The sequence below is a fragment of the Frankia sp. Allo2 genome, assembly GCF_000733325.1.
GTDB lineage: Bacteria > Actinomycetota > Actinomycetes > Frankiales > Frankiaceae > Frankia > Frankia casuarinae.
Window position 1 is genome coordinate 28843 of the sequence record NZ_JPHT01000016.1, and the last position, 24122, is coordinate 52964.

15 protein-coding genes and 4 pseudogenes are annotated in these 24122 nt (G+C 69.7%); 9 read left to right on the forward strand and 10 right to left on the reverse strand.

Annotated features, from left to right (window positions below; all coding sequences use genetic code 11):
* On the reverse strand, window positions 1-275 hold a 275-nt coding region (locus ALLO2_RS12725; RefSeq protein ID WP_232235068.1), incomplete at its 3' end, for a transposase.
* A gap of 245 nt (window positions 276-520) precedes the next feature.
* On the opposite strand from ALLO2_RS12725, the pseudogene ALLO2_RS28245 reads away from it, so the two are divergent.
* Window positions 521-685: pseudogene (locus ALLO2_RS28245) on the forward strand (IS5/IS1182 family transposase); the annotation flags it as partial.
* Window positions 686-803: 118 nt separating this feature from the next.
* Here the strand turns inward: ALLO2_RS28245 and ALLO2_RS12735 are convergent.
* On the reverse strand, window positions 804-2207 hold the full coding sequence (locus ALLO2_RS12735; protein ID WP_035732327.1) for a DUF2786 domain-containing protein: 1404 nt from the start codon (window positions 2205-2207) through the stop codon (window positions 804-806).
* Between the two features lie 463 nt (window positions 2208-2670).
* On the opposite strand from ALLO2_RS12735, the pseudogene ALLO2_RS28250 reads away from it, so the two are divergent.
* Window positions 2671-3957 (forward strand): annotated as a pseudogene (locus ALLO2_RS28250) (BTAD domain-containing putative transcriptional regulator); the annotation flags it as partial.
* 1851 nt (window positions 3958-5808) lie between these two features.
* On the opposite strand, the gene ALLO2_RS24465 reads toward ALLO2_RS28250, so the two are convergent.
* The 3 genes from ALLO2_RS24465 to ALLO2_RS12760 form a co-directional block, all read right to left on the reverse strand.
* Window positions 5809-6678: an ABC transporter permease gene (locus ALLO2_RS24465; RefSeq protein WP_011436452.1), complete on the reverse strand. Its 870-nt coding sequence runs from the start codon at window positions 6676-6678 to the stop codon at window positions 5809-5811.
* Window positions 6675-7754: a daunorubicin resistance protein DrrA family ABC transporter ATP-binding protein gene (locus ALLO2_RS12750; RefSeq protein WP_011436451.1), complete on the reverse strand. Its 1080-nt coding sequence runs from the start codon at window positions 7752-7754 to the stop codon at window positions 6675-6677. The genes ALLO2_RS24465 and ALLO2_RS12750 overlap by 4 nt, the downstream gene beginning before the upstream one ends.
* A gap of 510 nt (window positions 7755-8264) precedes the next feature.
* Window positions 8265-8654 (reverse strand): helix-turn-helix domain-containing protein, encoded by a 390-nt coding sequence (locus tag ALLO2_RS12760; RefSeq protein WP_011436450.1) that lies wholly within the window; start codon window positions 8652-8654, stop codon window positions 8265-8267.
* A gap of 108 nt (window positions 8655-8762) precedes the next feature.
* Between ALLO2_RS12760 and ALLO2_RS12765 the strand changes: the two genes are divergently transcribed.
* The 4 genes and pseudogenes from ALLO2_RS12765 (at window position 8763) to ALLO2_RS12775 (ending at window position 12724) form a co-directional block, all read left to right on the forward strand.
* Complete coding sequence (locus tag ALLO2_RS12765) at window positions 8763-9383, forward strand: NAD(P)-dependent oxidoreductase (protein WP_011436449.1); 621 nt, start codon at window positions 8763-8765, stop codon at window positions 9381-9383.
* Between the two features lie 17 nt (window positions 9384-9400).
* Window positions 9401-9493 (forward strand): annotated as a pseudogene (locus ALLO2_RS28255) (oxidoreductase); the annotation flags it as partial.
* A gap of 702 nt (window positions 9494-10195) precedes the next feature.
* Window positions 10196-11323 (forward strand): sulfotransferase, encoded by a 1128-nt coding sequence (locus ALLO2_RS12770; RefSeq protein ID WP_011436448.1) that lies wholly within the window; start codon window positions 10196-10198, stop codon window positions 11321-11323.
* A gap of 168 nt (window positions 11324-11491) precedes the next feature.
* Window positions 11492-12724 (forward strand): pyridoxal phosphate-dependent aminotransferase family protein, encoded by a 1233-nt coding sequence (locus ALLO2_RS12775; protein WP_011436447.1) that lies wholly within the window; start codon window positions 11492-11494, stop codon window positions 12722-12724.
* Window positions 12725-12920: 196 nt separating this feature from the next.
* Here the strand turns inward: ALLO2_RS12775 and ALLO2_RS12780 are convergent, their stop codons facing one another.
* The gene (locus tag ALLO2_RS12780; protein WP_035732334.1) at window positions 12921-13478 is read right to left on the reverse strand and encodes a MarR family winged helix-turn-helix transcriptional regulator; all 558 of its coding nucleotides are present in this window, start codon (window positions 13476-13478) and stop codon (window positions 12921-12923) included.
* A 175-nt stretch (window positions 13479-13653) separates the two neighbouring features.
* Here ALLO2_RS12780 and ALLO2_RS12785 point away from each other — a divergent pair, with 175 nt between their 5' ends.
* Window positions 13654-15225, forward strand: coding sequence for a DHA2 family efflux MFS transporter permease subunit (locus ALLO2_RS12785; RefSeq protein WP_011436445.1), 1572 nt, complete (start codon window positions 13654-13656; stop codon window positions 15223-15225).
* Window positions 15226-15504: 279 nt separating this feature from the next.
* Here the strand turns inward: ALLO2_RS12785 and ALLO2_RS28260 are convergent.
* From ALLO2_RS28260 to ALLO2_RS12800, 3 genes and pseudogenes are all read right to left on the reverse strand, one after another.
* Window positions 15505-15762: pseudogene (locus ALLO2_RS28260) on the reverse strand (PEP/pyruvate-binding domain-containing protein); the annotation flags it as partial.
* 151 nt (window positions 15763-15913) lie between these two features.
* Window positions 15914-16882 (reverse strand): IclR family transcriptional regulator, encoded by a 969-nt coding sequence (locus ALLO2_RS23375; RefSeq protein ID WP_198030996.1) that lies wholly within the window; start codon window positions 16880-16882, stop codon window positions 15914-15916.
* 346 nt (window positions 16883-17228) lie between these two features.
* Window positions 17229-17789, reverse strand: coding sequence for an LGFP repeat-containing protein (locus ALLO2_RS12800; RefSeq protein ID WP_035732335.1), 561 nt, complete (start codon window positions 17787-17789; stop codon window positions 17229-17231).
* A 710-nt stretch (window positions 17790-18499) separates the two neighbouring features.
* On the opposite strand from ALLO2_RS12800, the gene ctaD reads away from it, so the two are divergent.
* Both ctaD and ALLO2_RS12815 read left to right on the forward strand, forming a co-directional pair.
* Window positions 18500-20215: a cytochrome c oxidase subunit I gene (gene ctaD, locus ALLO2_RS12810; protein ID WP_011436440.1), complete on the forward strand. Its 1716-nt coding sequence runs from the start codon at window positions 18500-18502 to the stop codon at window positions 20213-20215.
* A gap of 260 nt (window positions 20216-20475) precedes the next feature.
* The gene (locus ALLO2_RS12815; protein WP_011436439.1) at window positions 20476-21174 is read left to right on the forward strand and encodes a GntR family transcriptional regulator; all 699 of its coding nucleotides are present in this window, start codon (window positions 20476-20478) and stop codon (window positions 21172-21174) included.
* A 74-nt stretch (window positions 21175-21248) separates the two neighbouring features.
* Here ALLO2_RS12815 and ALLO2_RS12820 read toward each other — a convergent pair whose 3' ends face one another.
* Window positions 21249-24116 carry an FAD-binding and (Fe-S)-binding domain-containing protein gene (locus ALLO2_RS12820; RefSeq protein ID WP_035732337.1) on the reverse strand — a complete coding sequence of 956 codons (2868 nt, stop codon included), beginning with the start codon at window positions 24114-24116 and terminating at the stop codon, window positions 21249-21251.
* Window positions 24117-24122 lie beyond the last annotated feature (6 nt).

Sequence of the window (24122 nt, forward strand, 5' to 3'; positions counted from 1 at the left end):
TCCAAGATCTTGCGGTGCGGTCGAGGCCAGACACCCGCCCGGGTCCACGCCTGGAACCGACGGTGCGCCGTGGGTACCGACACCCCGAACTCGGACGGCAGATGCCGCCAAGCACACCCCGAGGTCAGCACGTAGACCACCGCGGTAAACACCGCCCGATCCTCGATCGGGGCAGTCCCACCGCCCTGCCNGCGGGCCTCGAACCGGGGCAGCAGCGGTTCCACCAGCTCCCNCAACTCGTCCGGGACCAGCCGCCCGGCNAGGCTGCTCCCCAACACATCCATGATCGATATGTACCCGGAGCGGCCACGCGAGACACGCTCTTACCGGCATCCGCGGCACCGGCGGCATGGAGATCGACTCCGACGACACCCACCACATTTGGTTCGATTACGAACTCGACGAGTGAGCTCCCCCCGGGTATGTCGATGATCCAGCGCGCGGCGAACAGCCCTGACGCGCGTCCAGCCAGGTGGGTGCGTCTCCGGCGGGCAGTGTGAACACGACGGTGGACAGCACCGAACGTCTCGGCCGGCATCGGTGGAAAGGCGAGAGAACGATCTCCTGGCTGGATGGCTACCGCCGGTTGACCATCCGCTACGAACGCGATGGCCGGAACTTCCTCGGGTTCCTCACTCTGGCCGCCACGATCACCTGCCGGAAGAAACTCCCNCCCCCCACATGAGACGGCGAAGCCCTTCACTCCCAGCGGATGCGCGAGGTGCGCCCGCACGCGGGCCTGTCCCGCCCCGAACAGGATGATCGCGTGACCGGTGAGGCGAGGGCCGGCTCCGGCGCCATGGCTATCGGGACCGGGCGGTGGTCACCTCGCCGTAGGTGTGCAGGGAGGCGAGGTCAGCGGCGGCCCGGCCGGACGCCCACCCCTCGCCGTCGGTCGCGTTCACCGCCCGGGCGACGACCTGCGGGAACATCGTCTCGGCTGCCTCCTTCACGGCGTCGCCACGGGCGGCGAGCACAGGCAGCAGCCGGCTCTCGCCCGCCTCGACCGCGGCCTGTTCACTGGCCTGCTCGGTAGCGGCCGTCAGGCGTTGGCCGATCCGGACCGCGAACGAGGCGAGGAACGACTGGCGGAACGACCGGGTGCGGGACCGCCCGTGGCGGGACCCGGCCTGCATCATCGCCGCGGTCGCCTGGACCAGGAGCGANNNGTACAGCAGTTCGACGGCGTCGAGGTCAGGCTGGAAACCGATCACCGTGGCGAACCCGAGGTTCTTTGTCCACACCGAACGGCATCGGTTTGCACCGGCGACCACGTCGAGCAGGCTGGCCTTGGCCGCCTCGTAAGGGCTGTCGACGCCGACCCGGCGGCCGGCCGGCTCGTCGCGGGTTCCCTCCCGCGCCGCGAGCAGCGCCTCGTCGATGCTGTGCCGGGCCATGAGCTGCTGTGCCTTGGCGGTCAGCGCCTCAGCCTCGTCCGCGAACCCGGTTGATTCGGCCTTCGCCAGCAGCGCCCGGACCTTGTCGAGGATGCGTGGGTCGGCGCTCCGGCCGGCCCCGGCCCGGTGGCCCGGGTCCGCCTGGCCGTGGCCGCGTCCCGCGGGGCGACCTGGTGGGTCGCGTCGTGTGGTGCCTGGCGGGGGGCACAGGGATTCGATCGCGGGAAGGGTGTGCAGAAGGGTGAGCAGACCAAGGGTGTCGGCAAGCGCCTCCGCCCGGTCCCGGCCCTCCCGGTCACCCCAGGCGTCCAGCCAGGTGCCGTCATCCTCCCACCACAGAACGGCGTTAAGATCATACAGCTGGTTCTTCCACCGCTCGTCGACGGTGGCGGCCGCGTATTGCCGCATCTGGCCGGCGATGGCGTCGACGGCGAGTCGCGCCTGGCGCTGGCCTGCCTGACGGTTCACGATCCGGTGCACGTCAGCCGGCTGCCAGCCGCGCTGCCAGGCGGCCTCGACGGTGCGGTCGAACCACCCGGCCAGGGACCGATTGACAACTCGGCGTCCGGCCGGCCCGCCCGGCGCGGCGACGAGCAACTCCACGTACTCGGCCAGTGCCGCCTCATCCCGGGCGAGCTGGGCGTTCAGCGCCGCCGCGACCAGCTGATCGGCGATCCGGCGAAACATCTCCCGCTGGCCGCGCTCCTCCTGGTAGAAGGCCCCTGCCCCGGACTCCGGCGCCTGGGCGCGGACACGGTTCGCGCGGGCCTTCTGTTTTGCCTTGCGTCGTTCCCGGTTCCGGCTGCCCACCCATCACCTCGCTCAGCGGGAGTCCTGATCTCTCGTCCCCAAGGATCGCATGTCGACCGGAGCGAGAAGGACCGACCCCAGGTTCGGTGATCAACTCCGCGGCCATACGGCAGAATGATCCACTTATTCACCTCGTTGAGGTTCGTCATGGCGATGTGCTCGGCGGGCGGCCCGAACGAACCAGCCCCGGACCATGCCGTCGCCCGGACCATGCCGTCGCCCGGACCATGCCGTCGCCCGGACCATGTCGCTCGACCGCGGAACCGGCCCTGGCAACGCTCCTGGGGACGTACGGATCGTTCCTGGCTGCCGTTCTAGACTGATCAGAGTGGTCGTGAGCCTCATGCTCCTGGACGGGGTGCGCTGGGAGGGCACCCCGGTGATGGGCGACCGCCCCCGGGCGTTGCTGGCGGCGCTGGCATCCGAGCCCGGCCGGCCGGTGCGGGCGCAGCGGCTGGCCGAGATGATCTGGGGCGAGGGGTCGTTGGCCAACCCGGCCAAGGGCCTTCAGGTGGTCGTCTCGCGGACCAGGGCGGCGTGCGGTGCCGGTGCGGTGGTGCGCGACGGTGACGGCTACCGGCTCGGTCTCCTGCCGACGCAGGTCGACAGCTGTCTGCTGGGCCGGCTGGTGGCCGAGGCCGCCGAGCTCGTCGCTGTCGATCCGCGGGCCGCCGTCGAGCGGGCCCGCGCTGCGCTGGACCTCGGCGCGGCGCTGCCGCCGGTGCCGGTGAACGGCTCCGGGCCGCTCGCCGGCGTGCGCCGGGCGGCCGGCCGCGACCTGGCGGCGGCCCGACTGCTGTTGGCCCGGGCCACGAGTCGTACAGGTGAGCATGCCAAGGCGCTCGGGCTCCTGGAGGCGGCGCACGCGCAGCAGCCCGACGACGAGGACCTGCTGGTCGACCTGCTACGCAGCGAGGCCGCGGTGCGCGGGCCCGCGGCGGCGTTGGGACGATTCGAGCGCTACCGCCGGGACCTGCGGGAACGGCTGGGGACCAGCCCCGGGGAGACACTCACCCGGGTCCAGCGCGATCTGCTCGCCCTCGACCGGCCCGTCCGGGGCGGGATCCGATACGACGCCACTCCCCTGCTGGGCCGCCAGCACGACGTCGAGCGGCTGCGGGCGTTACTGGACCGGTCGCGGGTGGTGTCGATCGTCGGGCCGGGTGGCCTCGGGAAGACCCGCCTGGCCCATCTGCTCGCCCGGGACAGCACGCTGCCGGTGGTGCACGTCGTCCACCTGGTCGGGGTGGCGGCGCCCGAGGACCTGATCGGCGAGGTCGGCTCCGCGCTCGGCGTCCGCGACTCGATCGGCGACCGCCGGGTGCTGACCCCCGCGCAGCGCGCCGACCTGCGCGCGCGGATCGCCGCGCGACTGGCGCGGGGGCCGGGCCTGCTGCTGTTGGACAACTGCGAGCATCTTGTCGCCGAGGTCGCCGAGCTGGTCGCCTTCCTCGTCACGGCCACCGCCGACCTGCGGGTGCTCACGACGAGCCGGGCGCCGCTCGCGATCGGTGCCGAGCGGGTCTACCTGCTCGGCGAGCTGGTCCGCGCCGACGCGGTCGAGCTGTTCAGCCAGCGTGCCACCGCGGCCCGCCCCACCGTCCGGCTCGACCGTGAGGTGGTCGGCCGGATCGTCGACCGGCTCGACGGGCTTCCGCTGGCGATCGAGCTGGCGGCGGCTCGGGTCCGGGCGATGTCGGTGGAGGACGTCGACCGGCGGCTGGCGGACCGGTTCGCCTTGCTGCGCGGCGGAGACCGCGCCGCCCCGGACCGCCACCGCACGCTGCTCGCCGTGATCGACTGGTCGTGGAACCTGCTGGCGGAGCCGGAACGGCGCTCGCTGCGCCGGCTGGCGCTGTTCCCGGACGGTTTTACCCTGGAGGCGGCGGAGGAGATCCTCGCCGCCCCCGGCCCCGCCGACGAGGCAGCGGGTTCCGATCCCGTCAACGCGGTCGACGCGGTGCAGAACCTCGTCGAACAGTCGTTGCTGAGCGTGCGCGAGCCGGCCGGCGGAGTGCGTTATCGGATGTTGGAGACGGTCCGGGAGTTCGGCCGGCTGCGGCTGGCCGAATCCGGCGAGCAGGTCGCGGCGCGACGGGCCCAGCGGGACTGGGCGGTCGGCTACGCCACCCGGCACGGCGTGGGTCTGGTCACGGAGCGGCAGTTCGCGGCGATCGACGCGATCGCGGCCGAGGAGACGAACCTCGCCGACGAGTTGCGTGACGCGGTGGCCGACGGCGACACCGAGACGGTCGTGCGGCTGCTGGCGGTGCTCGGTATGTTCTGGGCGATCCGCGGCGAGCACCTCCGGATGTCGGTGCTGATCGACGCGGTCACCGCGATGCTGTCCGGCTGGACACCGCAGCCCGCCGCGGCTCAGGCGGCCGTGGCTGCCGGGACCGCGATGGCGACGGTCGCGATCTTCGTGGGGGACGGGCTTCTCCCGGCGCCGATCCGCGAGCTGCTGGAGCGGCTCGGCCCCGAGGCTGCGGGCGACCCGTGGCTGGCCAACACGGCGCGGGTGCTGCTCGCCCTCGACCCGGCGCAGCCCACGGACACCGAGACACAGCTCGTGCGGCTGGCGGACGGCGCCGACCGGCACCTGCGCCTGGTCTGTCTGGTGTGGCTGGCCCATCTGCACGAGAACGCCGGTGAGGCACTGGCCTCGGCGGCAGCCGCCGAGCAGACGCTGGCCCTGGCCACACCGCGGGAAGGGCCGTGGCTGACGGCCATGGTGCACACCCGGCTGGCCGAGCTGACGATGCGGCGCGGAGATTTCGCCGTCGCCCGTTCCCACGCCCAGGCGGCCCTGCCGGTCCTGGAACGGCTCGGTGCCCGCGACGACGTCGCACAGCTGCGGGTGCTGCTGGCGTTCGACGCCGTCAACGGCGGCCGGCTCGACGCGGCCGAGGAGTATCTCGCCCAGATCGACCCGTCGGACGGGGCCGTGTACGGCGGCCCGATGATGGCGGCGATCGGCCGGGCCGAGCTCGCGATCGTGCGCGGCGACACGGCTGTGGGCCTGCGCCAGCATCTGGACGCGGCAGCGGGGATGCGGGCGTTGCGATGGCCCGGCGTCGCAACGACCGGCGTCGAGCCCTGGGTGCTGGCCGGCGACGCGGTGGCGCTCGCCGCCTTCGCCTGGCACGCGGCCAGCGCCGACGACCTCGCCACCGGCCACGACCTGTTTCGCGCCAGTCTCGTCCGGTATGCCGACGCGTTGCGACGCAGCCGGGCCACGATCGACTATCCGGCGTGCGGGACGCTGCTGTTCGCGTTCGGCGTCTGGGGCCTTCGCGACGGCCGGCCGGCCGGGATGCCGGCCGGGATGCCGGCCGGGATGACAGTGCGGGAGGCGGTCCAGCTGCTCGCGCTGGCGAAGCGTTTCTCCTACATCGCGACGATCCCGTCGCTGGGGTGGGCCCGGGTCGAGGCGCTCGCCGAGCGCCGGGCACCCGGCGCACTCCCGGCAGCCCGGTCGGACGCCGAGGCCCGGCGCCCGGCACAGCTGTTCGACGAGGCGTGCATCCTCGTCGAACGGCTGGCCGAGCGGCTGGCCGATCTACCACCGGGCCGCGACGGGGCATCGCCGGGGCACGGGCTACAGGTGCCGCTTGTAGCTGACGACCGACATCGGCAGGAAGATCACGATCACGGCGAGACCGGTGAGCAGCGTCCAGCCGACCTGCCCGGTGAGCACGCCGTTGTTGGCCAGGTCCCGCGTGGCGGAGACCAGGTGTGACACCGGATTGACCCTGGTGAAGGTCTCCAGCCAGCCCGGCAGCGTCTTCGCCGGCACGAACGCGTTGGACAGGAAGGTCAGCGGAAACAGGATCATCATCGAGATTCCCTGCACGCTGCGGGCGCTGCGGGCGACCGTGCCGATCCAGGTGAACGCCCACGCGATCGCCCAGCCGGTCAGGACCGCGAGCACGATCGCGCCGAGCACGCCGGGCACGCCGCCGCCGGGCCGGTAGCCGAGGATCAGGCCCATCAGGTAGGTCAGGCTCGCCGCGATCAGGTAGCGGACCAGGTCGGCGATCATCGGCCCGGCCAGCGGCGCGATCCGGGACATCGGCAGGGACCGGAACCGGTCGAAGACCCCCTTGTCCATGTCCTCCCGCAGCTGCGTACCGGTGGCCATGCAGGTGGTGAGCACGGTCTGGGCGACGATGCCGGGGATGAGCAGCGGCAGGTAGCTGTGGACGTCGCCGGAGATCGCGCCGCCGAACACGTAGGCGAACATCGCGGTGAACAGCAGCGGCTGGAGCGCCACGTCGAAGAACTGTTCCGGGTTGCGGCGCATCTTCTTCAGCGCTCGCCAGGCCATCGCGAAGCTCTGGGTAAGGGTGTCCCCCACCCCGGCGCGGGCCCGGGTACGGGCAACGGCGGCTGCCGGGTCGACGGCCGAGGCCGGCCGCGGCGCGCCTGCGGCCGGCCCGGCCGACGGCCCGGCGAGAACGGTGTTCATCGAGTTACCTCCGTGGCGTGGTCGTCGGGGCCGGTCGCGTCCTGGTCGGGTACCGCTCCGGTCGGGCCGCCGGCGGTCTGCGGGTCGCCGGCGTCGCCCGGGTCGCCGGCGTCGCCCGGGCCGCCGTGGCCGGGACCGGCGCCGTGGCCGGTGAGGGCGAAGAAGACCTCGTCGAGGGTCGGTTTGGCGACACTGACCGAGGCGATCGCGACGGCGGCCCCGCGCAGCGCGATCAGCACGTCGGCGGCCCGGTCGGCGACGTCGAGCGGGACGTTGAGCCGGCCGGACTCGGGCGTGGTGACCGGCTCCTCGCCGAGCACCCGCAGCACCACCTCGCGGGCGCGCTCCTGGTCAGCGCCGGGGGCGAGCTGAAGCTGCAGCGTCGAGTCGCCGACCTGGGTCTTGAGCTCGTCCGGCGTGCCCTCGGCGACCTTGCGCCCGTGGTCGATCACGCAGACCCGGTCGGCGAGCTGGTCGGCCTCGTCCAGGTACTGCGTGGTGAGCAGGACGGTGCAGCCGTCGTTGACGAGCTCGCGGATGGTGTCCCACATCTGGCCGCGGGTACGCGGGTCGAGGCCGGTCGTCGGCTCGTCCAGGAAGATCAACGGTGGCCGGGTGATGAGGGACGCGGCAAGATCGAGGCGGCGGCGCATCCCGCCGGAGAACGCCGAGATCTGTCGTTCGGCGGCCTCCTCGAGACCGAACTGCTCCAGCAGCCGGCGCGCGGTGGCGCGCGCGTCAGCCGAGCGCAGGCCCTGGAGCCGGCCGAACAGCCACAGGTTCTCGGTGGCGGTGAGGTCCTCGTCCACGGAGGCGTACTGGCCGGTCACGCCGATGAGCTGACGGACCCGGTGCGGCTGGGCGGCGACGTCGACGCCGAAGATCTCGGCCCGGCCGTCGTCGATCGCCAACAGCGTGGCCAGCATCTTCAGCATCGTCGTCTTGCCGGCGCCGTTGGGCCCGAGCACGCCGAAGATCTCGCCGTGGTGCACCTCGAGATCGATGTGGTCGACGGCGTGAAAATCGCCGAATCTCTTGACCAGACCACCGGCCTGGACCGCGGGCATGGCTGTCATCCGTCTTCCTTCCGTGGGGTGTCGCGACAACGGGGGATCGACAACGGGGGATCGACAACGGGGGCGTCGGGTCGAGGGAGGCGTCGGATGAGCTGGCCAGAACGCTAGACAACGGCGGTATCACCGCCCCTGCACGCCGGTTTCACCGGCCTTCGACCGGCCGCGCGGGCGGGACACAGGCGCCGCCACCGGCCGGAGCCGCCTCCGGTACCGACGGCCTGCCCGGTCCGCCCCGTGCCCGCCCGTATGCACGATGCGGGCAGGCACGTCACCCGCGAAGCAGAGTGATCGCGCGGCCGGCGGGACCGGCGGTCGTGGTGACGCCGGTGCGTTCGCCGATGGCGGGGGACGTCGGGGCGCTGGTCGAAGATGGCGAGGGTCCCGGTGTCGAACTGGAAACGGCCGAGGTAGCGGTCACGCTGTGGGTCTCGCTCGGCTGGATCGGCGTCGCTCCGCACGTTTCGGTATGTGTCCAGAACTGTGCGGCGCGTCGGCGATAGCCACGCCGCCTCATCCGGCGCGGTCGAGGCGGAGGGCGCGGTCATACGCCTCGCGGGCGTCGAGGAGCTGGTCCCAGTGCTCGGCGACCCAGGCGCAGGCGACCGCCATCGGCTCCAGCATGCTGCGGCCCAGCGCGGTCAGCTCGTACTCGACATGGGCGGTGGCCCTGGCATCCAGGACGGTGCGGGTGATCAGGCCGTCCCGTTCAAGGGAACGCAGCGACTGGGTGAGCACCTTGGGAGTGACCCGGCTCAGCGGCACGCGCAGCTCGGAGAACCGGCGCGGCCCGTCCTCAAGGCAGCGGATGATGAGCGCTGCCCACTTGTCGCCGAAGCGGATCGGGTTGAGCGAGGACGGGCACAGCTCGTCGAACATGTCGGCGGGCAGGGGCTTCCTCACCGCTTCACGATAGCCAGCCAGCCGGTATCCCCGCGGTAACCGCCATCCCCGATAGCGTCCGCGCACCGGCAGGCGCAAGGGCACCGGCATACGGGGAGAGGGGTTGCCGTGAACATTGTGGTGTTCGGCGCGGGCGGGCGTGCGGGGCGGCAGGTTCTCGCCGAAGCAGGTCGCCGCGGCCACCGGGTCACCGCCGTGATGCGCGACCCCGCACGTCATGGCGACCTGCCGTCCGACGCCCGGGTGGTTGCGGGTGATGTCACTGATGCGGTAAGTGTCGAGCGTGCGGCGGCCGGACAGGACGCGGCGATCAGCGCCGCGGTCGACCTGTCCACGCCGGCGCACGACTTCTTCACCGCGTCGTCCCGCGCCTTGGCCACCGGGCTGGCCAGGGCGGGCGTGCGCCGCCTGGTGGTCGTCGGCCTCTCCTCGATCCTGCCGGGGGCATCTGGCGCCGCGTTGATGGACGAGCCCGGCTACCCGAACGAGTACCGTTCCTTCTTCCTCGGCCACGCGGCGGGCCTCGACGTGCTGCGCGCCTGCGAACTCGACTGGGTGTACGTCGCTCCCGCTGGGGACTTCGACCACGACGGGGCGCGCACCGGCCGGTACCGGGTCGCCGAGCACGGCGACCCGGCCAGCCGGATCGGGTACGCGGACTTCGCGATCGCGCTGCTCGACGAGATCGAGGAACCGCGCCACCACCGCGCCACCGTCAGCGTCCAGTAGGTGCCGATCCATGACCAGCGGGCGGTCGGATCATCACCATCGGCAGTAACGCCGCCGACCGGATCCCCGAGCCGGGTGGCAGCGTTTACGCGGCCAGCAAGTCCGCGCTGACCTATAGCCGTAACCCGTTCGCGATAAAATGTTACCCGCCGTTCTATGCCCGGACATCCACGCGCCTGGCCGGGCCCGCCGTTGTCACTTCAGGCGCGGCCATCAGGTTGTCAACGGCGGGGGNTGGGNGGCGTGATGCGACCGTGGCGACCTCGGTTGCCGCGAGGCAGGAAGTATGGGCCCGAAGCAGCGGGGNATCAACCCACGGCCGTGCTGGCTCTGATGTTCGTATCAGCCGATCTCAATTGTCGATGGCTGGCCCCGGGCGCAGAACGTCGATCACCCACTCGTATCGGCTATGATTGGCTCGAAGTCAGTGGAGACCAGTATTTCGCCGGCATGTTCAGCTGCCCAGACTGCCGCACCCGGCGAACGGGTGCCGCCGATGGCCTACCAGGACGTTCGCGACAGTTGCGGAAGGGACGCGGTCATGACGTTCGCATTGTCATCCGGATCGACGGCCATATCTTGCACCGGGACCCGCCGGCGCGGATAAATCAGGAGCGGCATCGGGCACGGCGTCCAGAGCCGGCCTGGGAAACTGGATGTTTTCCGGCTGGCCAGCCGCGGAGACCCCTATACACCCTCCGTACGCTCCGCGAAAAGGCCGGTTCCACCTGCTGCCCCTCAGGGAGGAACCGGTCGTTGTATCTCGAGAATTTGTTGAAGCCGTCTGCTGACGGACCAGAGGAGCGTACTCAGTGGACAAGATCCAAACAATCGAGGAGCTACACACCACGGCATCCGATCTCACCGGACTCACCGACTTCGGCCCGGCGGACTATCTGGAAGGGCTCGAGGTGCTCCTGGCCTCCTATCAGGAAGAGGCGAGCCTGACGCCGCACGGCGTCCAGCTGGTCCAGGACGAGTTGTGCGGCATCCTGATGGCCCGCCTGTTCAGTGAGGCCGGGTGGCAGAGACATCCCGAGCACGCCCAGGTCCCGATCGAGAGGCCGGTGTTCATCGTCGGTATGCCGCGGACCGGCACCACCACCCTGCACCGGCTACTCACCGCCGACTCGGCCAACCAAGGGCTCGAACTGTGGCTGGGCTACGCTCCCCAGCCCCGGCCCGCACGCTCGACCTGGCCTACCAACCCGATCTTCCAGATGGTCCAGGGGGGCGTCGACAAGTTTGTCGAGCAACATCCCGGCTACCTGGGCATCCACAATCGCAAAGCCGGCGAGGTCGAGGAGTGCTGGCTGTTGACCCGCCAGTCGATGGTCTCGCCGTATTTCGAGTTCACCGGGTACGTGCCGACGTACTCCGCGTGGCTGGCAGGCCGGGACTCGACCGAAGCGTACCGGCGGCATCGCCGCAACCTCCAACTGATCGGGCTGCATGACCCCGGGCGACGCTGGGTACTCAAGTCCTCCAGTCACATGCCCTGTCTGGATGCCCTGCTGGCGACCTACCCCGACGCAATGGTGATCCAGACCCACCGCAGACCCGCTAGTACGGTACTGGGATCGGCGTGCAGCATGGCGAGCAAGCTTGCCGCGGGCATGTCCTCAGTTTTCCAGGGCGAGGTGATCGGCCCTACCCTGCTCGCACTCGCCACTCGCACTCTTGCGCGATTCGCCACGGAGCGGGCCAAACACGACCAGGCCAGATTCTACGACGTCGAATTCGACGAGTTCACCGCCGACCCGCTGGCGGTCGTCGCCGACATCTACCGCCACCTCGGATGGGACCTGGCCAACGAGGTCCGCCCGGCCATGTCGGCCGTGCTGGCCGAAGACGCACGCCTCCGTTCGCACCGCTACGACCTGGCCCAATTCGGCATCAGCGCCGAGGAAGTCGACTCCCGACTCGGCACCCTGCTCTGAACCGACCGGAACTCGGTGGCTCCGAACTCGGTGGCCCCGTCGTGGGCTGACCTGGTCTCGGCCTGCTCTGTTTGCGCCGTCCAGCGGTCTCGCATTTGCCCTTCCACCACCGAGCAACGAGAAGACGCCAACACTCCTGGGCCTAACTCGCCGAAATGAGGGACGATCATGACTGCCTTGTCCGCGGAGCCGGCGCTGGCCCGCTGGGGTTTCTCCGAATGGGTCGAAAGCGCGAGGCGAAGCGGTGAACTGATCGCGACTCCCGAGCTTGACGACCGCAACGACGCGGTCATAAGCATCAACGGCAGAAAAGTGGTCAACTTCGCCGGCATCGGCATCCTCGGATGGCAACACGACCCGGACGTGCGCAACGTCTTCGTCGAGACGGCGATGAACTATGGCCTGGTCGTCGGCGGCTCCCGAGTGGTTCAGGGCGTCGCCCGGCCACACCTGGAACTGGAGGCGCTGGTCGCCGAGATCACCGGCCGGCAGAAGGCGCTCACCTACGCCACCGGGCTGCTGGCCAACGTCGGGTTCGTGCACGCGATGAGCGCCAGGTTCTCGTTCAACGACCAGCCCGGCGTGGACAACGCCGACACGGTGTTCGTGCTCGACCGGGACAGCCACTGGAGCATGTGGAAGGCCGTTGAACGATTCAAGTTCGGACGTAACCTGATCAACTTCCGCCACAATGACATTGCCGATCTCAGGCAGGTGCTGGAAAACCTCCGCGGCCGGCGGGTCGTTGTCGGATTCTTGACCGTGTACTCCGACGGCTCGATGGCTCCGGTCGGCGAGATCCTCGACCTGTGCGACGAGTTCGGCGCGGTCAGCTTCGTCGACGACGCGAACGGCTTCATGGTCTACGGCAACGGCGGCCACCGGTTCGCCGCTGAATACGAGGAGCTGCGCCGGGCGACTTTCCTGATGGTGTCGTTCGGCAAGTCCATCGGCTTGGGCGGTGGCGCCCTCGCGGGACCGGCCGACGCTCTTGATGCGTTCCGCTTCCTGTCGGGCACGTCGGTGTTCACCACCAACATTCAGCCGCCGACCGCCGGCGCCATCGTCCATGTGCTGCGCCGGATGAGACAAGACCCGTCCGTGATGGAACGCTACCTCGACCGAGTCGACCGGCTGCGGGAGCGACTGCTCGGGATCGGCTGCACCATCAACGCCACGCCGACCTACGTCACATCGATCTCGGTGGGCTCGAACCACACCGCCGTACGCGTCCGGCAGGACTTCCTCGATCGCGGGTATCTGGTACCGATGTTCGGCTACCCGGCGGTGAACAAGAACCAGACCGTGATCCGGCTGATGGTGAACAACCGGCTGTCCGACGAACACCTGGACGGCTTCCTCGACACGCTCGCCGAGCTCAAGCAGAAGTACGAGTTCTGAACCAGCGCTGCTCGGTCGTCCGCGGGCCGGCCACGGCGGCGGCACGATGATCTCTCAGATCATGCCCAGCCATCTCACCAGCCCGGTCACCCAGGCCGCTGCCGACGAGGCGACCGCCGCCGCCAGTGGAACGATCCCGCTTTTGTGGACAGCGAAGACGGGGTCACTCGGTCAGTAGGAGCAGAAGCGTAACCGATCAGTCAGATGGGGACGTGACGGGACGCGGGCGCAGCGCCGTGGGAATAGTGGGCTCCGCGTCGACGACGCGGATGAGCAGGCGCAGCAGCTGCTGCTGCTCATCCGGCGAGAGCACCTGCAGCGACGCCGGGGGAACGGACAGCATCTCCTGGGCCTGGGCCAGAACGCGTCGGCCCTCCTCGGTCATCGCGACCGTCTTGGCCCGCCGGTCGGTCGGGTGCGGCTCGCGCCGGGCGACGCCGCGGCGCTCGAGCAGGTCGACGACGCTGGTCAGGTAGCTCGGGTCGTGGCGGAACATCTCGACGAGCTCGCGCATCGGGCGCGGGCCCCCCGACAGCACCAGAAGGATCTTCAAAGCGGCCGGCGTGAGATCAAACGCCTGGCAGACGGTGTGCATCCGGCTGGGCGCCTCGCCGCTGAAGGTCAGCGCCAGCATGGCGCGCCACGCCTCGCGAGCTGTCGCCTCGCGAGTGCCCGCCTCGCGAGTGCCCGCGTCCCGGGCGGTCGCATCTCGGGCAGTCGCCTCCCCGGCGGCCTCCCGAGCGGCTTCGATCATGCGTCGATCGTATCGGCAAGCCGCCGCGAACGTCTCGTTGTCACGACGATATATTTGACACAACTCAACGAGCGTCGGATGCTGGGCGGCGACCAGCTTTGTCCCGTCCGGTCGCCGCAGGTCCGAACGCGACCGACCGCCCCCGGCGTCTGCCGCCTTTGCCACGGAGATCAACGTGCCTGACCAACCCAACGCGGCCTCGCCGCCCGCCACCGCCGCGCCCGGGCCCGCCTCGGCCGCCAAGCTGGACCCGGCGCTGATCCGACTGTCCGCCACAGTGATGCTCGGCGCGATCATGGTGATCCTCGACACGACGATCGTCTCGGTCGCCATCCACGCGCTCGGTAACGAGTTCCACACGTCGCTGTCCACGATCTCCTGGGTCACCACCGGTTATCTGCTGGCGCTGGCCGTCGTGATCCCGCTGGCCGGCTGGTCGGTCGAGCGGTTCGGCGCGACGCGGATGTGGAACATCTCGCTGGCGCTGTTCGTCGCCGGCAGTGCCCTGTGCGGCCTCGCCTGGTCGGCAGGGACGCTGATCGCCTTCCGGGTCCTGCAGGGCCTCGGCGGCGGCATGATCATGCCGATCTGCATGACCCTGCTCGCCCAGGCCGCGGGCCCGCAGCGGATCGGCCGGGTCATGAGCATCATCGGCGTCCCGATGCTCATCGCGCCGGTGCTCGGCCCGGTCATCGGCGGACTGATCGTCGACCACCTCAGCTGGCGCTGGATCTTCTACGTGAACGTGCCGATCGGCGTGCTCGCCCTGTTCCTGTCCTGGCGGGTGCTGCCACGCGATGACCGCGGCTCGGCGCACCACCGGCTCGACCTGCCCGGCCTGGCGCTGATCTCGCCGGGGCTGGCGGCGCTCGTCTACGGCCTGTCCGAGGCGGGCAACGGCGGCGGCTTCGGGGCTGCGAAGGTGCAGGTCAGCATCGCCGTCGGCGTAGTGCTGCTGGCCGGCTTCGTCGTGCACGCCCTGCGCCGCGACGGCGCCCTGCTCGACATGCGGCTGTTCGGCGACCGGGTGTTCAGCATCGCGAGCGTCACGACCTTCGTGATCGGCGCCATGCTGTTCGGTGCGATGTTCCTGCTTCCGCTCTACTACCAGGTCGCGCGCGGGCAGAGCGCCAGTGACGCCGGCCTGCTCATGGCGCCACAGGGACTGGGCGCAATGATCTCCATGGCGATCGCGGGACGGGTCTCCGACCGCCGCGGCGCCCGGTCGGTCGTCCCGCTCGGCATGGTCCTCGCCCTGCTCGGCACGCTGCTGTTCACCCAGGTCGACGCGCACACCAATGAGGTGCTGCTGGCGTTCTCGCTGTTCGTGCGCGGTCTGGGCTTCGGGGCGACGATGATGCCCGCGATGGGCGCCGCCTATGCGACGCTCGGGCAGGCGGCGGTGCCGCGCGCGACCACGACGCTGAACATCCTGCAGCGGGTCGGCGGGTCGCTGGCCACCGCGCTGGTCGCCGTCGAACTGCAGCACGCCATCGCCAGCCGGCTGCCGGGCGTCGGTGGCGAGGGTGCGCTCGCCGAGTCGGCGGGGGTGAAGCTTCCCGGCCCTGTCGCCGACAAGGTCGCCGAGGCGTTCGGCGTGACGTTCTGGTGGGTCGTCGCCCTGACCGCCGTCGGCTTCGTCGCCAGCCTCTTCCTCCCCGGCCGCCCCGCTGCCACCGTGGCGCACGGCCCCGCGAACGCCCAGCCGGCGGCCCCGCAGCGCGAACCGGTAGCGGTGGTGGAGTAGCCCGCCGGAAACGCCGGTCGTCGACCACGTGAATCTACAAGGATTCCGGCCGGGTCCCACACGACGGATGTCGTGCACGCCCCGGCCGAGTCAGCGCGCGAGCCACTCTCGATAGGTGGTCCTGGCGATGGCGGCGCCGTCCTTGGCGATGAGGGCGTCGCCCGAGGCGGCGGCGAACATGCCGGCGCTGTTGTCGGTGACGGCGGTGCGATGGTCACCGTGGGCGGCAAGGGTGATCTTGCCCAGTTCGTCGAGCGCGAAGACCTCGGGGCCGGCAACGTTGCGCTGGCGGTAGGTCACGGCCCGCTCGGTGAACAGCGAGGCCCAGCACCGGCTGACGTGCTGGAGGATCGCCGCCGGCCCCACGACGTTCAGGTACGTGTCCTGTTGGCCGGCGAAGGAGGCCGACGGCAGGTCCTCTGCCGTCGCACTGGACCGGACGGCATACGCGGCTTGCCCGCCGAGCTGGGCGAGCGCGCGGATGATCGCCGCCGCGAGATCGCCCGGGATGGCGATCCCTTCGATGGCTGGTTGCACGCCGGACAGCGGGGGGCTGGCCGGTGACGGTCCCGCCCCCAGGCGCTCCGCCACCACGCCAGCCGCCCCGAACGACCCCTACAGACAATCATGAACTTCAGTTGCTAACCAGCAACTTTGCCGGAGCCCTGGTTACCGAACCTGTCCGAGTCTAGGCTNCGCCCGGTCCCTGCCCGCCGGGGACGTCCGACCGGTCCTCGACCAGGACCAGCCGGCCTCGTGCCCGCTTGTCGTCAGTCGCGCCACACGGAAGCGGACGCCCCTCCAACGGACCGGTGAGGCGTCCGCCAAGCCGCCCCGCGGCGTGCCGGATCCGCCCGACCAGGCCGGCGGGGNTGCGCTGGGCCACTACCAAGGCGGTGAGCGCGGCCACCACAACCCCGTCACGGCTACGCACCGGCACCGACACGCAGCAGATCCCATCCACAAGATCCTGCTGGTCGAACGCCGCCTCCTCGCGCCGGATGACAGCACGGGCCCGCTTCCACTCCCGCTCGGACATCGAGGGCGGCGGCACCAGCTCCGGCTGGCAGGCAAGCAGCATCTGGCCGGCGGCGGTGTCGAGCCGTAGCGAACTCGTGCTGCCCCGCAGGTCGATCCCACGGNCCCCAGCGGCGCTGGTGGCCAGCGCCAGCCGCCTCTCCCGCAGGACGACCAAGGCGATCGCCGTACGGGTGGCCGCGCTGAGCGAGGCGACCGGGTCTCGGGCGATCCGTGCCAGCCGGTGCAGGGAACGGTCCGGGGCTGCCAGCCGGCGCAGGCCGGAGCCGATCCGGTAGCCGCCGCTGTCCCGATCGACTACCCCGAGCGCGCACATCTGCTCGACCAGCCGATGTACCGTCGTCTTGGGCAGCCCGGCGGTCCTGGCGAGTTCCGACAGGCCGACGGAGTCGAACCAGGACAGAGCGTCGAGAATGTCGAAGGCGCCTTCGAGTACCCCGCGTCCCCGGGGCGCCGCCGGCCCGCGAGCGGCAGCGGCGCGCGGTGCCGCACTATGCTCGGCGGGCTCGGCGGAACCTGCCGCCTGTGGTGAACCAGCCGAGTTGGTCCGGTCCTGGGCCCGGTCATGGGCCCCCTCGGCCGTGCACTCGTCAGGTCCACGCGAGCGCGTTCGCGCCACCAGTCCGCCGGATCCGGACATCCGGTCACCCCCGATGACGTAGCTGCCTGAGTGAGGAAAACCTCGCCTTCCGTCGGATTTTATCCAGACTTGATCGGCTGGTCTCACGACTTCATGCGGCTCCCNGATGTCGTGAAGCCGACGTCCGGCGGGAGTGCCCGAGCAGTTTCGCGTTCGATCATCAAGCAAAGTCGACGGATACCCGGAGGACATCAATCGAAGCACAGGTGTTTGTATGGGCGCGGACACGGCAATGGGCGCGGACACGGCAATGGGCGCGGACACGGCAATGGGCGCGGACACGGCAATGGGCGCGGACACGCGGCCCGGCAGCGGCCTGCGGTGGCTAACGGCGGGTGGCTGTGGGCAGGGTCCAGCCCTGGCGGCACTTCGACCCGCCGATGCCGCCGTTGTCACAGCCCTCGATGAGGAACTGGTAGCCGCCGTTGGTCTCACTCACGACGCGGAACTGCCCGGATGTCCCTCCGGTCACGTCCCGCTGCCAGGTGTTGCCGTACGCGGTCCAGCGGACGATGAACTTGTCGTAGTGGTACGGGTCGGTGGGCCCCCAACTCACGTGGGCGTAACCGTTCGCCTCCCACGCAGTGATCACCATCCGCTTCCCCTGTCGGGGAGACCAGGTGATTTCCCCACCCTGAAACCTCTGCCGCCGGCCAGCCCATTCACCGTTGGTGAAGTAGACGTCGCGCTCGCCGCTGGTCGGACAGGCCAGGTAACTGCGGGGGCCGCCGAGCTGGTTCCAGCGTGCGCCGATGAGTCCGTAGGGTGCCAGCTTCGGGTTGCAGGCGGGGGCCGCGGACGCGGCGGTGGNTCCGAGCCCGGCCACGGTGATCGCCGCTGCCGCCGTCGCGAGCAGCATGACGAGGATCCGTCTGACGAGGGACATGTCTTCCTCCTGTGATAGCGGGAATGTTGGACTGTGGTGATGGGAATGTTCGGGGCCCGGCCATTGGGGAATGCGACGTTGCGGTGTTCGCGGTGTTCGCGGTGTTCGCGGTGTTCGCGGTGTTCGCGCGAGAGCCCGTCGCCCAAAAGTACGCTCGCGATCTGCGTCGCGTAAGACGTCGGTCCACTGGGTGGACCGCCTTCCTGCGCGACGCGGACCGCAGGTACCAGGCGGGGATTCACCTCCGCCGGCTTCGGGCTGAGGCTTTCCCGGAGGCCTGCGCTACCTCGACGAGTGGCGCACGGAGCTCGGGGAGATCCACCGGGATGCCGAACGCGATGCCCCGGCCGCTCATACTGGTGGCCAGGGCGGCCTTCGCTGTGGCGGCGGCCTCGGCCGAGAAGGTGATTCCACCAATGGTGGACCCGCCTGGGCAGGACGTTCTGCGCCCGCTCCGGGTGCCGGAGTGCCTCTGGATGTAGGACGTCAGACCGGGCCGCGGCGGCCGATGCGCGGATAACGTGACTAGTGCCGGCAGGTTCCTCGGCCGGTGCGCCGAGCCGCGCGGCGTGGGGCCGTCTATTCGGCGGACCCGTCCGCGCCGACGGTAATGACACATTCACTGTTGGCTGCCCGGCGGCGGTCGTGACACCCGACGCCGGGGCCGCGCGCACCACCGCTGGCAGCGGCAACACCATCGGGAGCGGAATGTGACACTTGTGCACGATAGGCCGGCCGGGCACACGGACCCGCCGGCGGGCGAGCTCCCGCCCAGGGTTGTGAAAACCCTGGCGCAGTACCTGCGGACGACGTCGCACAAGGACATCGCGCTGCTGTACTTCATGACCTCGCTGGTATTCTTCGCGTTCGCTGGAATCCTGGCGATGCTCATCCGGGCCGAGCTCGCCCGACCGGGCCTGCAGTACCTGTCGAACGAGCAGTACAATCAGGTGTTCACGATGCACGGCACGCTGATGCTGCTGATGTTCGCGACGCCGATCGCGTTCGCGTTCGCGAACTACCTGATCCCGCTGCAGATCGGCTCGCCTGACGTGGCCTTTCCACGGCTGAACGCGTTGTCGTTCTGGCTGTTCCTGTTCGGCAGCCTGACGGTCACCGCGGGCTTCCTTACGCCGAACGGCGCCGCCTCCTTCGGCTGGTTCGCCTATACGCCGCTGTCGAACGCTGCCTACTCGCCGGGCATCGGCAGTGACCTGTGGGTGCTGGGTCTGACCGTCTCCGGTCTGGGTACCATCCTGGGCGCGGTCAACTTCATCACGACGATCCTTTGCCTGCGGGCGCCCGGCATGACGATGTTCCGGCTGCCGATCTTCTGCTGGAACCTGCTGGTGACCTCGATCCTGGTTCTGGTCGCCTTCCCGGTGCTCGCGGCCGCGCTGCTCGCCCTGGAGTTCGACCGCCGGTTCGGCGCGCACATCTTCGACCCGGGTAACGGCGGCGCAGTCCTCTGGCAACACCTGTTCTGGTTCTTCGGGCATCCCGAGGTGTACATCATCGCCCTGCCCTTCTTCGGGATGATAACGGAGATCATCCCGGTGTTCTCCCGCAAGCCGTTGTTCGGCTACAAGGGACTGGTCTACGCGACCATCGGCATCGGGGCGTTGGCGATCGCCGTGTGGGCGCATCACATGTACGTCACCGGCGCGGCGCTGCTGCCGTTCTTCGCTTTCCTGACGTTCCTGATCGCGGTGCCAACCGGGGTCAAGTTCTTCAACTGGATTGGCACGATGTGGCGCGGACAGCTCACCTTCGAGGCGCCGATGTTGTTCGCCGTCGGCTTCCTGGTGACGTTCCTGTTCGGTGGTCTGACCGGTGTCCTGCTGGCCAGCCCGCCGATCGACTTCCACGTCTCGGACAGCTACTTCGTCGTCGGCCACTTCCACTACGTCGTCGCCGGCCTGTTGTTCGCCGGCTTCGGCGGGGTGTACTTCTGGTTCCCGAAGGTCACCGGCCGGATGTTGAACGAGCGGCTCGCGAAGGTGCACTTCTGGACGATGTTCTTCGGCTTCCACCTGACCTTCCTGGTGGATCACTGGCTCGGCGTCAAGGGCATGCCGCGCCGATACGCCGACTACGGCCCGGACGACGGCTTCACCACGCTGAACACCATCGCCACCGCTGGCAGCTCCCTGCTTGCGCTGTCGACCCTGCCGCTGCTGTACAACCTGTGGTGGTCGTACCGGAAGGGTCGGATCGTGACGGTGGACGACCCGTGGGGCTTCGGCAACTCGCTGGAATGGGCGACGTCCTGCCCACCGCCGCGGCACAACTTCACCTCGCTACCGCGGATCTGCTCCGAGCGGCCCGCCTTCGACCTGCACTACCCGCAGGCGGCCGGCGCGGTCGACTACCACGCCACCCCCGAGCTCACCCCGACCCACGACACCCCGGAGCTGAATACCTGAGAACGCGGCTCACGTGGGCGGGTGAACCGCCCCGGGCTCTCAAGAGCCCGGGGCGGTTCAGCCCTGACAGGCCCCGGCCCTCATGGGTTGGTCCGGTTCACGGCGCTGCTGGCCGATGCGGCCCGCCGTGAGGTGCGCCCACCGAGGTCGAGACCGCGCGGGGCTACGACGACCGACGGTTGTAATCTCGGCTAGCTCGTGTTGATTCCATGAGGGTCACCAACCCGCCTGACTCGCATGTACTGGAAGGTGACTGGGTGATGCGCCGCCCTGTACAGCCGGTATCGCTCATAGACGCGGTGGTCGAAAATCTTCGCACCGAGCTGTTCAGCGGCACTATCGGCAGCAACCAGGCGCTGACCGAAGTAGGCGTCGCCACCCAGTACGATGTCGCTCGCCCGACCGCGAAGGCGGCAATCGAGAAGCTGGTCGCGGCCGGTCTCCTTGTCCGCGGCAGTCACAAGGTCGCCCGGGTCCCCGAGCTCGGCCCGGACGACGTTCGCGACATCTACAACACGCGCTACTGCCTCGAGCGCGAGCCACTCCGGCTGCTCGCCGCGGCCCGCCGCGTTCCCGCGCAGGCCCAGATGGCCAATGACGAGATCAAGTCGGTGATCAATGGCCCTCAGATCGCGATCGTCGAGCCCGACATGCGGTTTCACATCAGCCTCGTCGACTCGATGTCCAGCCCCCGCATCAGCGGCATGTACCACAAACTCGCCGGTGAAGTCCGGCTGTGCATGTCGCAGGTGCAGGGTCGGGCGCTGCTGAGCGCGGAATCAATCTACGGCGAGCACGCTCGCCTGCTTGAGCTGATCGTGACCGGCGATCAGGACGCGGCAACGATCTTACTCCACAAACACCTCTCCCGCGCGCGAGAGAGACTCGCGGGCGCTTTCGGCGCCGAACCGGGCCCGGAGGCGGACTTCGCGTACGAAGCCGCGACGGCGCGCGGGTGACACGTTCGCTCGGGTCGCGCATCCATCAAGGTCACGGGAAGTCGTCGATCGGCGTTCTCCGACACGTCACGTTCTCAGCCGGCACCGCCTGGATGGGCAGAATCACGGATCGGGCGAGTCGCGTACTCCAGCGCCTCGACAATGTGGACGTATTCGCGCCCCGTTGCGCGTGACATTCCGATCTCGCAGGTCCGGTTGGCCGACGCATGCACCTCGAAGGCGCGGGAGTTGACCTCACGTGCCTCGTTCAGCGTCGCCGCCGCAGTCAGCTCGGGATGCAGAAGTCCGCGATCACCGGCGAACGCGCAGCAATTCCAGTCCAGCGGCACGACCNCCTCGTCGCTGACCAGCTCGGCGAGTTCCCTGAGTAAAGTCGTGGTGCCCCGCCGCTCGGTCGAGCACGTAGGGTGCAGTACCAGGGACGCCACCCGGCGGGTCACCGAGAGGCGGCCCACGACTTCGGCGCGCACGAATTCGAGCGCGTCCACGAAACGAAGTGCCTCGTAGGCGCCGCCAAGCCGCTTTGCCTCGGCGCGAAGCTCCTCCAGACCTTCTGTACATGACGCCGCGTCGCACACGACCGGCAGGCGGCCGCCGTCAGTCGCCGCGAGCAGCGCCGGCAGGACCTTGGCCCCGATGACCTCGTGGCCACCCCTGAGACCCTTCGACTTCCACGGCATACCGCAACACATCGACGCGATNCCCCTGGGTNCCCGTNCCGCTNCCCCGGCACGCGCGCACAGCGTCAGCATCGCGGGCATGACCCCGCCGCTGGATGACGACGAGCCGAACATGGCCCCGACGCACGCCGGGAAGTACACGGCGCACGCCTCTGCGGCAGCCGCGACCGCCCGGCGCCGGTACCCACCGCGGGGCAGCGAGGCGTCATACTGAGGCATCCTGTCGGTGCCCAACGTTCTGCGGGCCAGGGAGGCCGCGGCTGTCGGCAACGTCGGCGGCAGTGCGGCGGCGGCAGAAAGCGCCTTCCCAGCCAGTGTGGTGGTCGCCCCCCAGTGGCGGGCCGCCGAGCGCCACAGCGCGTCCTCGGCCTTGTTCACCCTCTCGGCGCGCAGCTCTCGCACGAGTGATCCGGTGTTGATCTGCACAGGGCAAGCGGTCTGGCACATACCGTCGACCGCGCAGGTGTCGACCACGTCATAGCGGTAGGCCGCGGACAGCTCATCGGCGAGCCCCTCGTCTCCCTCCCGCCGCGCGGCCTCACGCTCCCGCAGCAGGGCGATCCGCTGCCGAGGAGTCAGGGTCAGCGTCCGGCTCGGGCAGACCGGTTCGCAGTACCCGCACTCCACGCACATGTCCGCGCCGTAGCCGACCGTCGGCACATCCTTGAGATTGCGCAGATAGGAGCGAGGATCGTCGGACAGCACGACCCCCGGGTTGAGGATTCCCAGCGGGTCGAACAGCCGCTTCACCTCCGTCATGACGTCATACAGTTCATCGCCGTACTGGCGACGGACATNCCCCGCCATGATCCGGCCGGTGCCATGCTCCGCCTTGAGCGTCCCCTTGTGCTCGAGCACCAGCTCAACCATTTTCTCGGTGAATGCGTGGTAGCGTTCCAACCGCGCGGGATCCCGGAAGGTCTCGGTGAGCATAAAATGGATATTGCCGTCCTTGGCATGGCCGAAGATGACACTGTTCTGATAGCCGTGCGCGTCGAACAGCTTCGTGAGTTCCTGGCACGCTGCCCGCAGGTGCGGCACCGGAACCGCCACATCCTCCAGCAACGCCGTGGTCCCCGCCTGGCGCGCTCCCGCGACGGCCGTATAGAGACCCTTGCGCACATGCCACAGGTCCTTTCGGCGCCACGGGTCCGAGGTCAACTCCAGGGGCGACTCGATCTCGAGCCCATCGCACACGCCGCCGGCCCCGGACACCTTGTCGGCAAGCTCCTCGGTGGTCGCTGCCTGCAGCTCCACCAGGAGCGCAACATGGTCACGCACCTCCAGCGAGCCGATCTCAGCCGGTGTCGCGCCGAGGGTCTGCGCAACGGCAAGGGACCGAGCGTCCATCAGTTCGATCGTCGCGAACCCCACGTCGACCAGCTCGGGCAACGCGGCGGTCGCGGTGGCGAGGTCACGAAACACCGCCAAGCCGGTCGAGGCGTGGGGAAAGAGCTCCACCGTCCGGAACGTGGCCGAGGCGACGAACCCGAGCGTGCCTTCGCTACCGACCATCAGATGGGCCAGGATCTCGACGGGACGCTCGTAGTCGAGAAACGAGTTGAGACTGTAGCCCATCGTGTTCTTCATTGAGAACTGCCGACGCAGCGTCGCCACGGACGCCGGGTTGCGGCAGATCCGCTCGCGGAGCCGCAGCAAGCCCGCATACAGATCGGGTTCCAGTGCGCGCAGCCGTTCATCCGCGTCCGGCGCACCGGTGTCAATCACGGATCCGCTGGGTAGCACCACGGTCATCGCCTCAAGCGTCTGGTAGGCGTTCTGCCCGGTGCCGCAGGCCATTCCGCTGGAATTATTGGCAATGACTCCACCCAGGGTGCAGGCGACCTCACTCGCTGGGTCGGGGCCGAGCTTCCGCCCGTACGGACGCAGCCGCGCGTTGGCCGCACGGACGGTCACGCCAGGCTCGGCGCGCAAACGGTGACCACCGTCGAGCACCTCGGCCGACTGAAAACCGTGTCGCACGTCGACCAGGATCCCGTCGGTGACGCCCTGGCCGCTGAGGCTCGTTCCGCCCGAGCGGAACGTCAGGTACGAACCACTCCGCCGGCATCTCGCAAACAGCCCCGCCACATCGCCCACGCCGGCAACACGTTCCACCGCGGAGGGCACCAGGTGATAGTGCGACGCATCCCGCGCCATCGCGTAGCGCAGGACCGGGCTGCCTGCCACGGCCGGCCCCTGGCCAGGTCCGCCGCGGCTCCCCGCTACCTCCGCGCCGGTGGGACGCCCCTCAAGACTCATTGCCTG

What these genes read in the sequence shown, in the direction of transcription:
- ALLO2_RS12780 (WP_035732334.1), bottom strand. Translation starts at nt 13,478, where the DNA reads ATGATCGAAGCCGCTCGGGAGGCCGCCGGGGAGGCGACTGCCCGAGAT.
- ALLO2_RS12750 (WP_011436451.1), bottom strand. Translation starts at nt 7,754, where the DNA reads ATGACAGCCATGCCCGCGGTCCAGGCCGGTGGTCTGGTCAAGAGATTC.
- ALLO2_RS12775 (WP_011436447.1), top strand. Translation starts at nt 11,492, where the DNA reads ATGACTGCCTTGTCCGCGGAGCCGGCGCTGGCCCGCTGGGGTTTCTCC.
- ALLO2_RS24465 (WP_011436452.1), bottom strand. Translation starts at nt 6,678, where the DNA reads ATGAACACCGTTCTCGCCGGGCCGTCGGCCGGGCCGGCCGCAGGCGCG.
- ALLO2_RS12815 (WP_011436439.1), top strand. Translation starts at nt 20,476, where the DNA reads ATGCGCCGCCCTGTACAGCCGGTATCGCTCATAGACGCGGTGGTCGAA.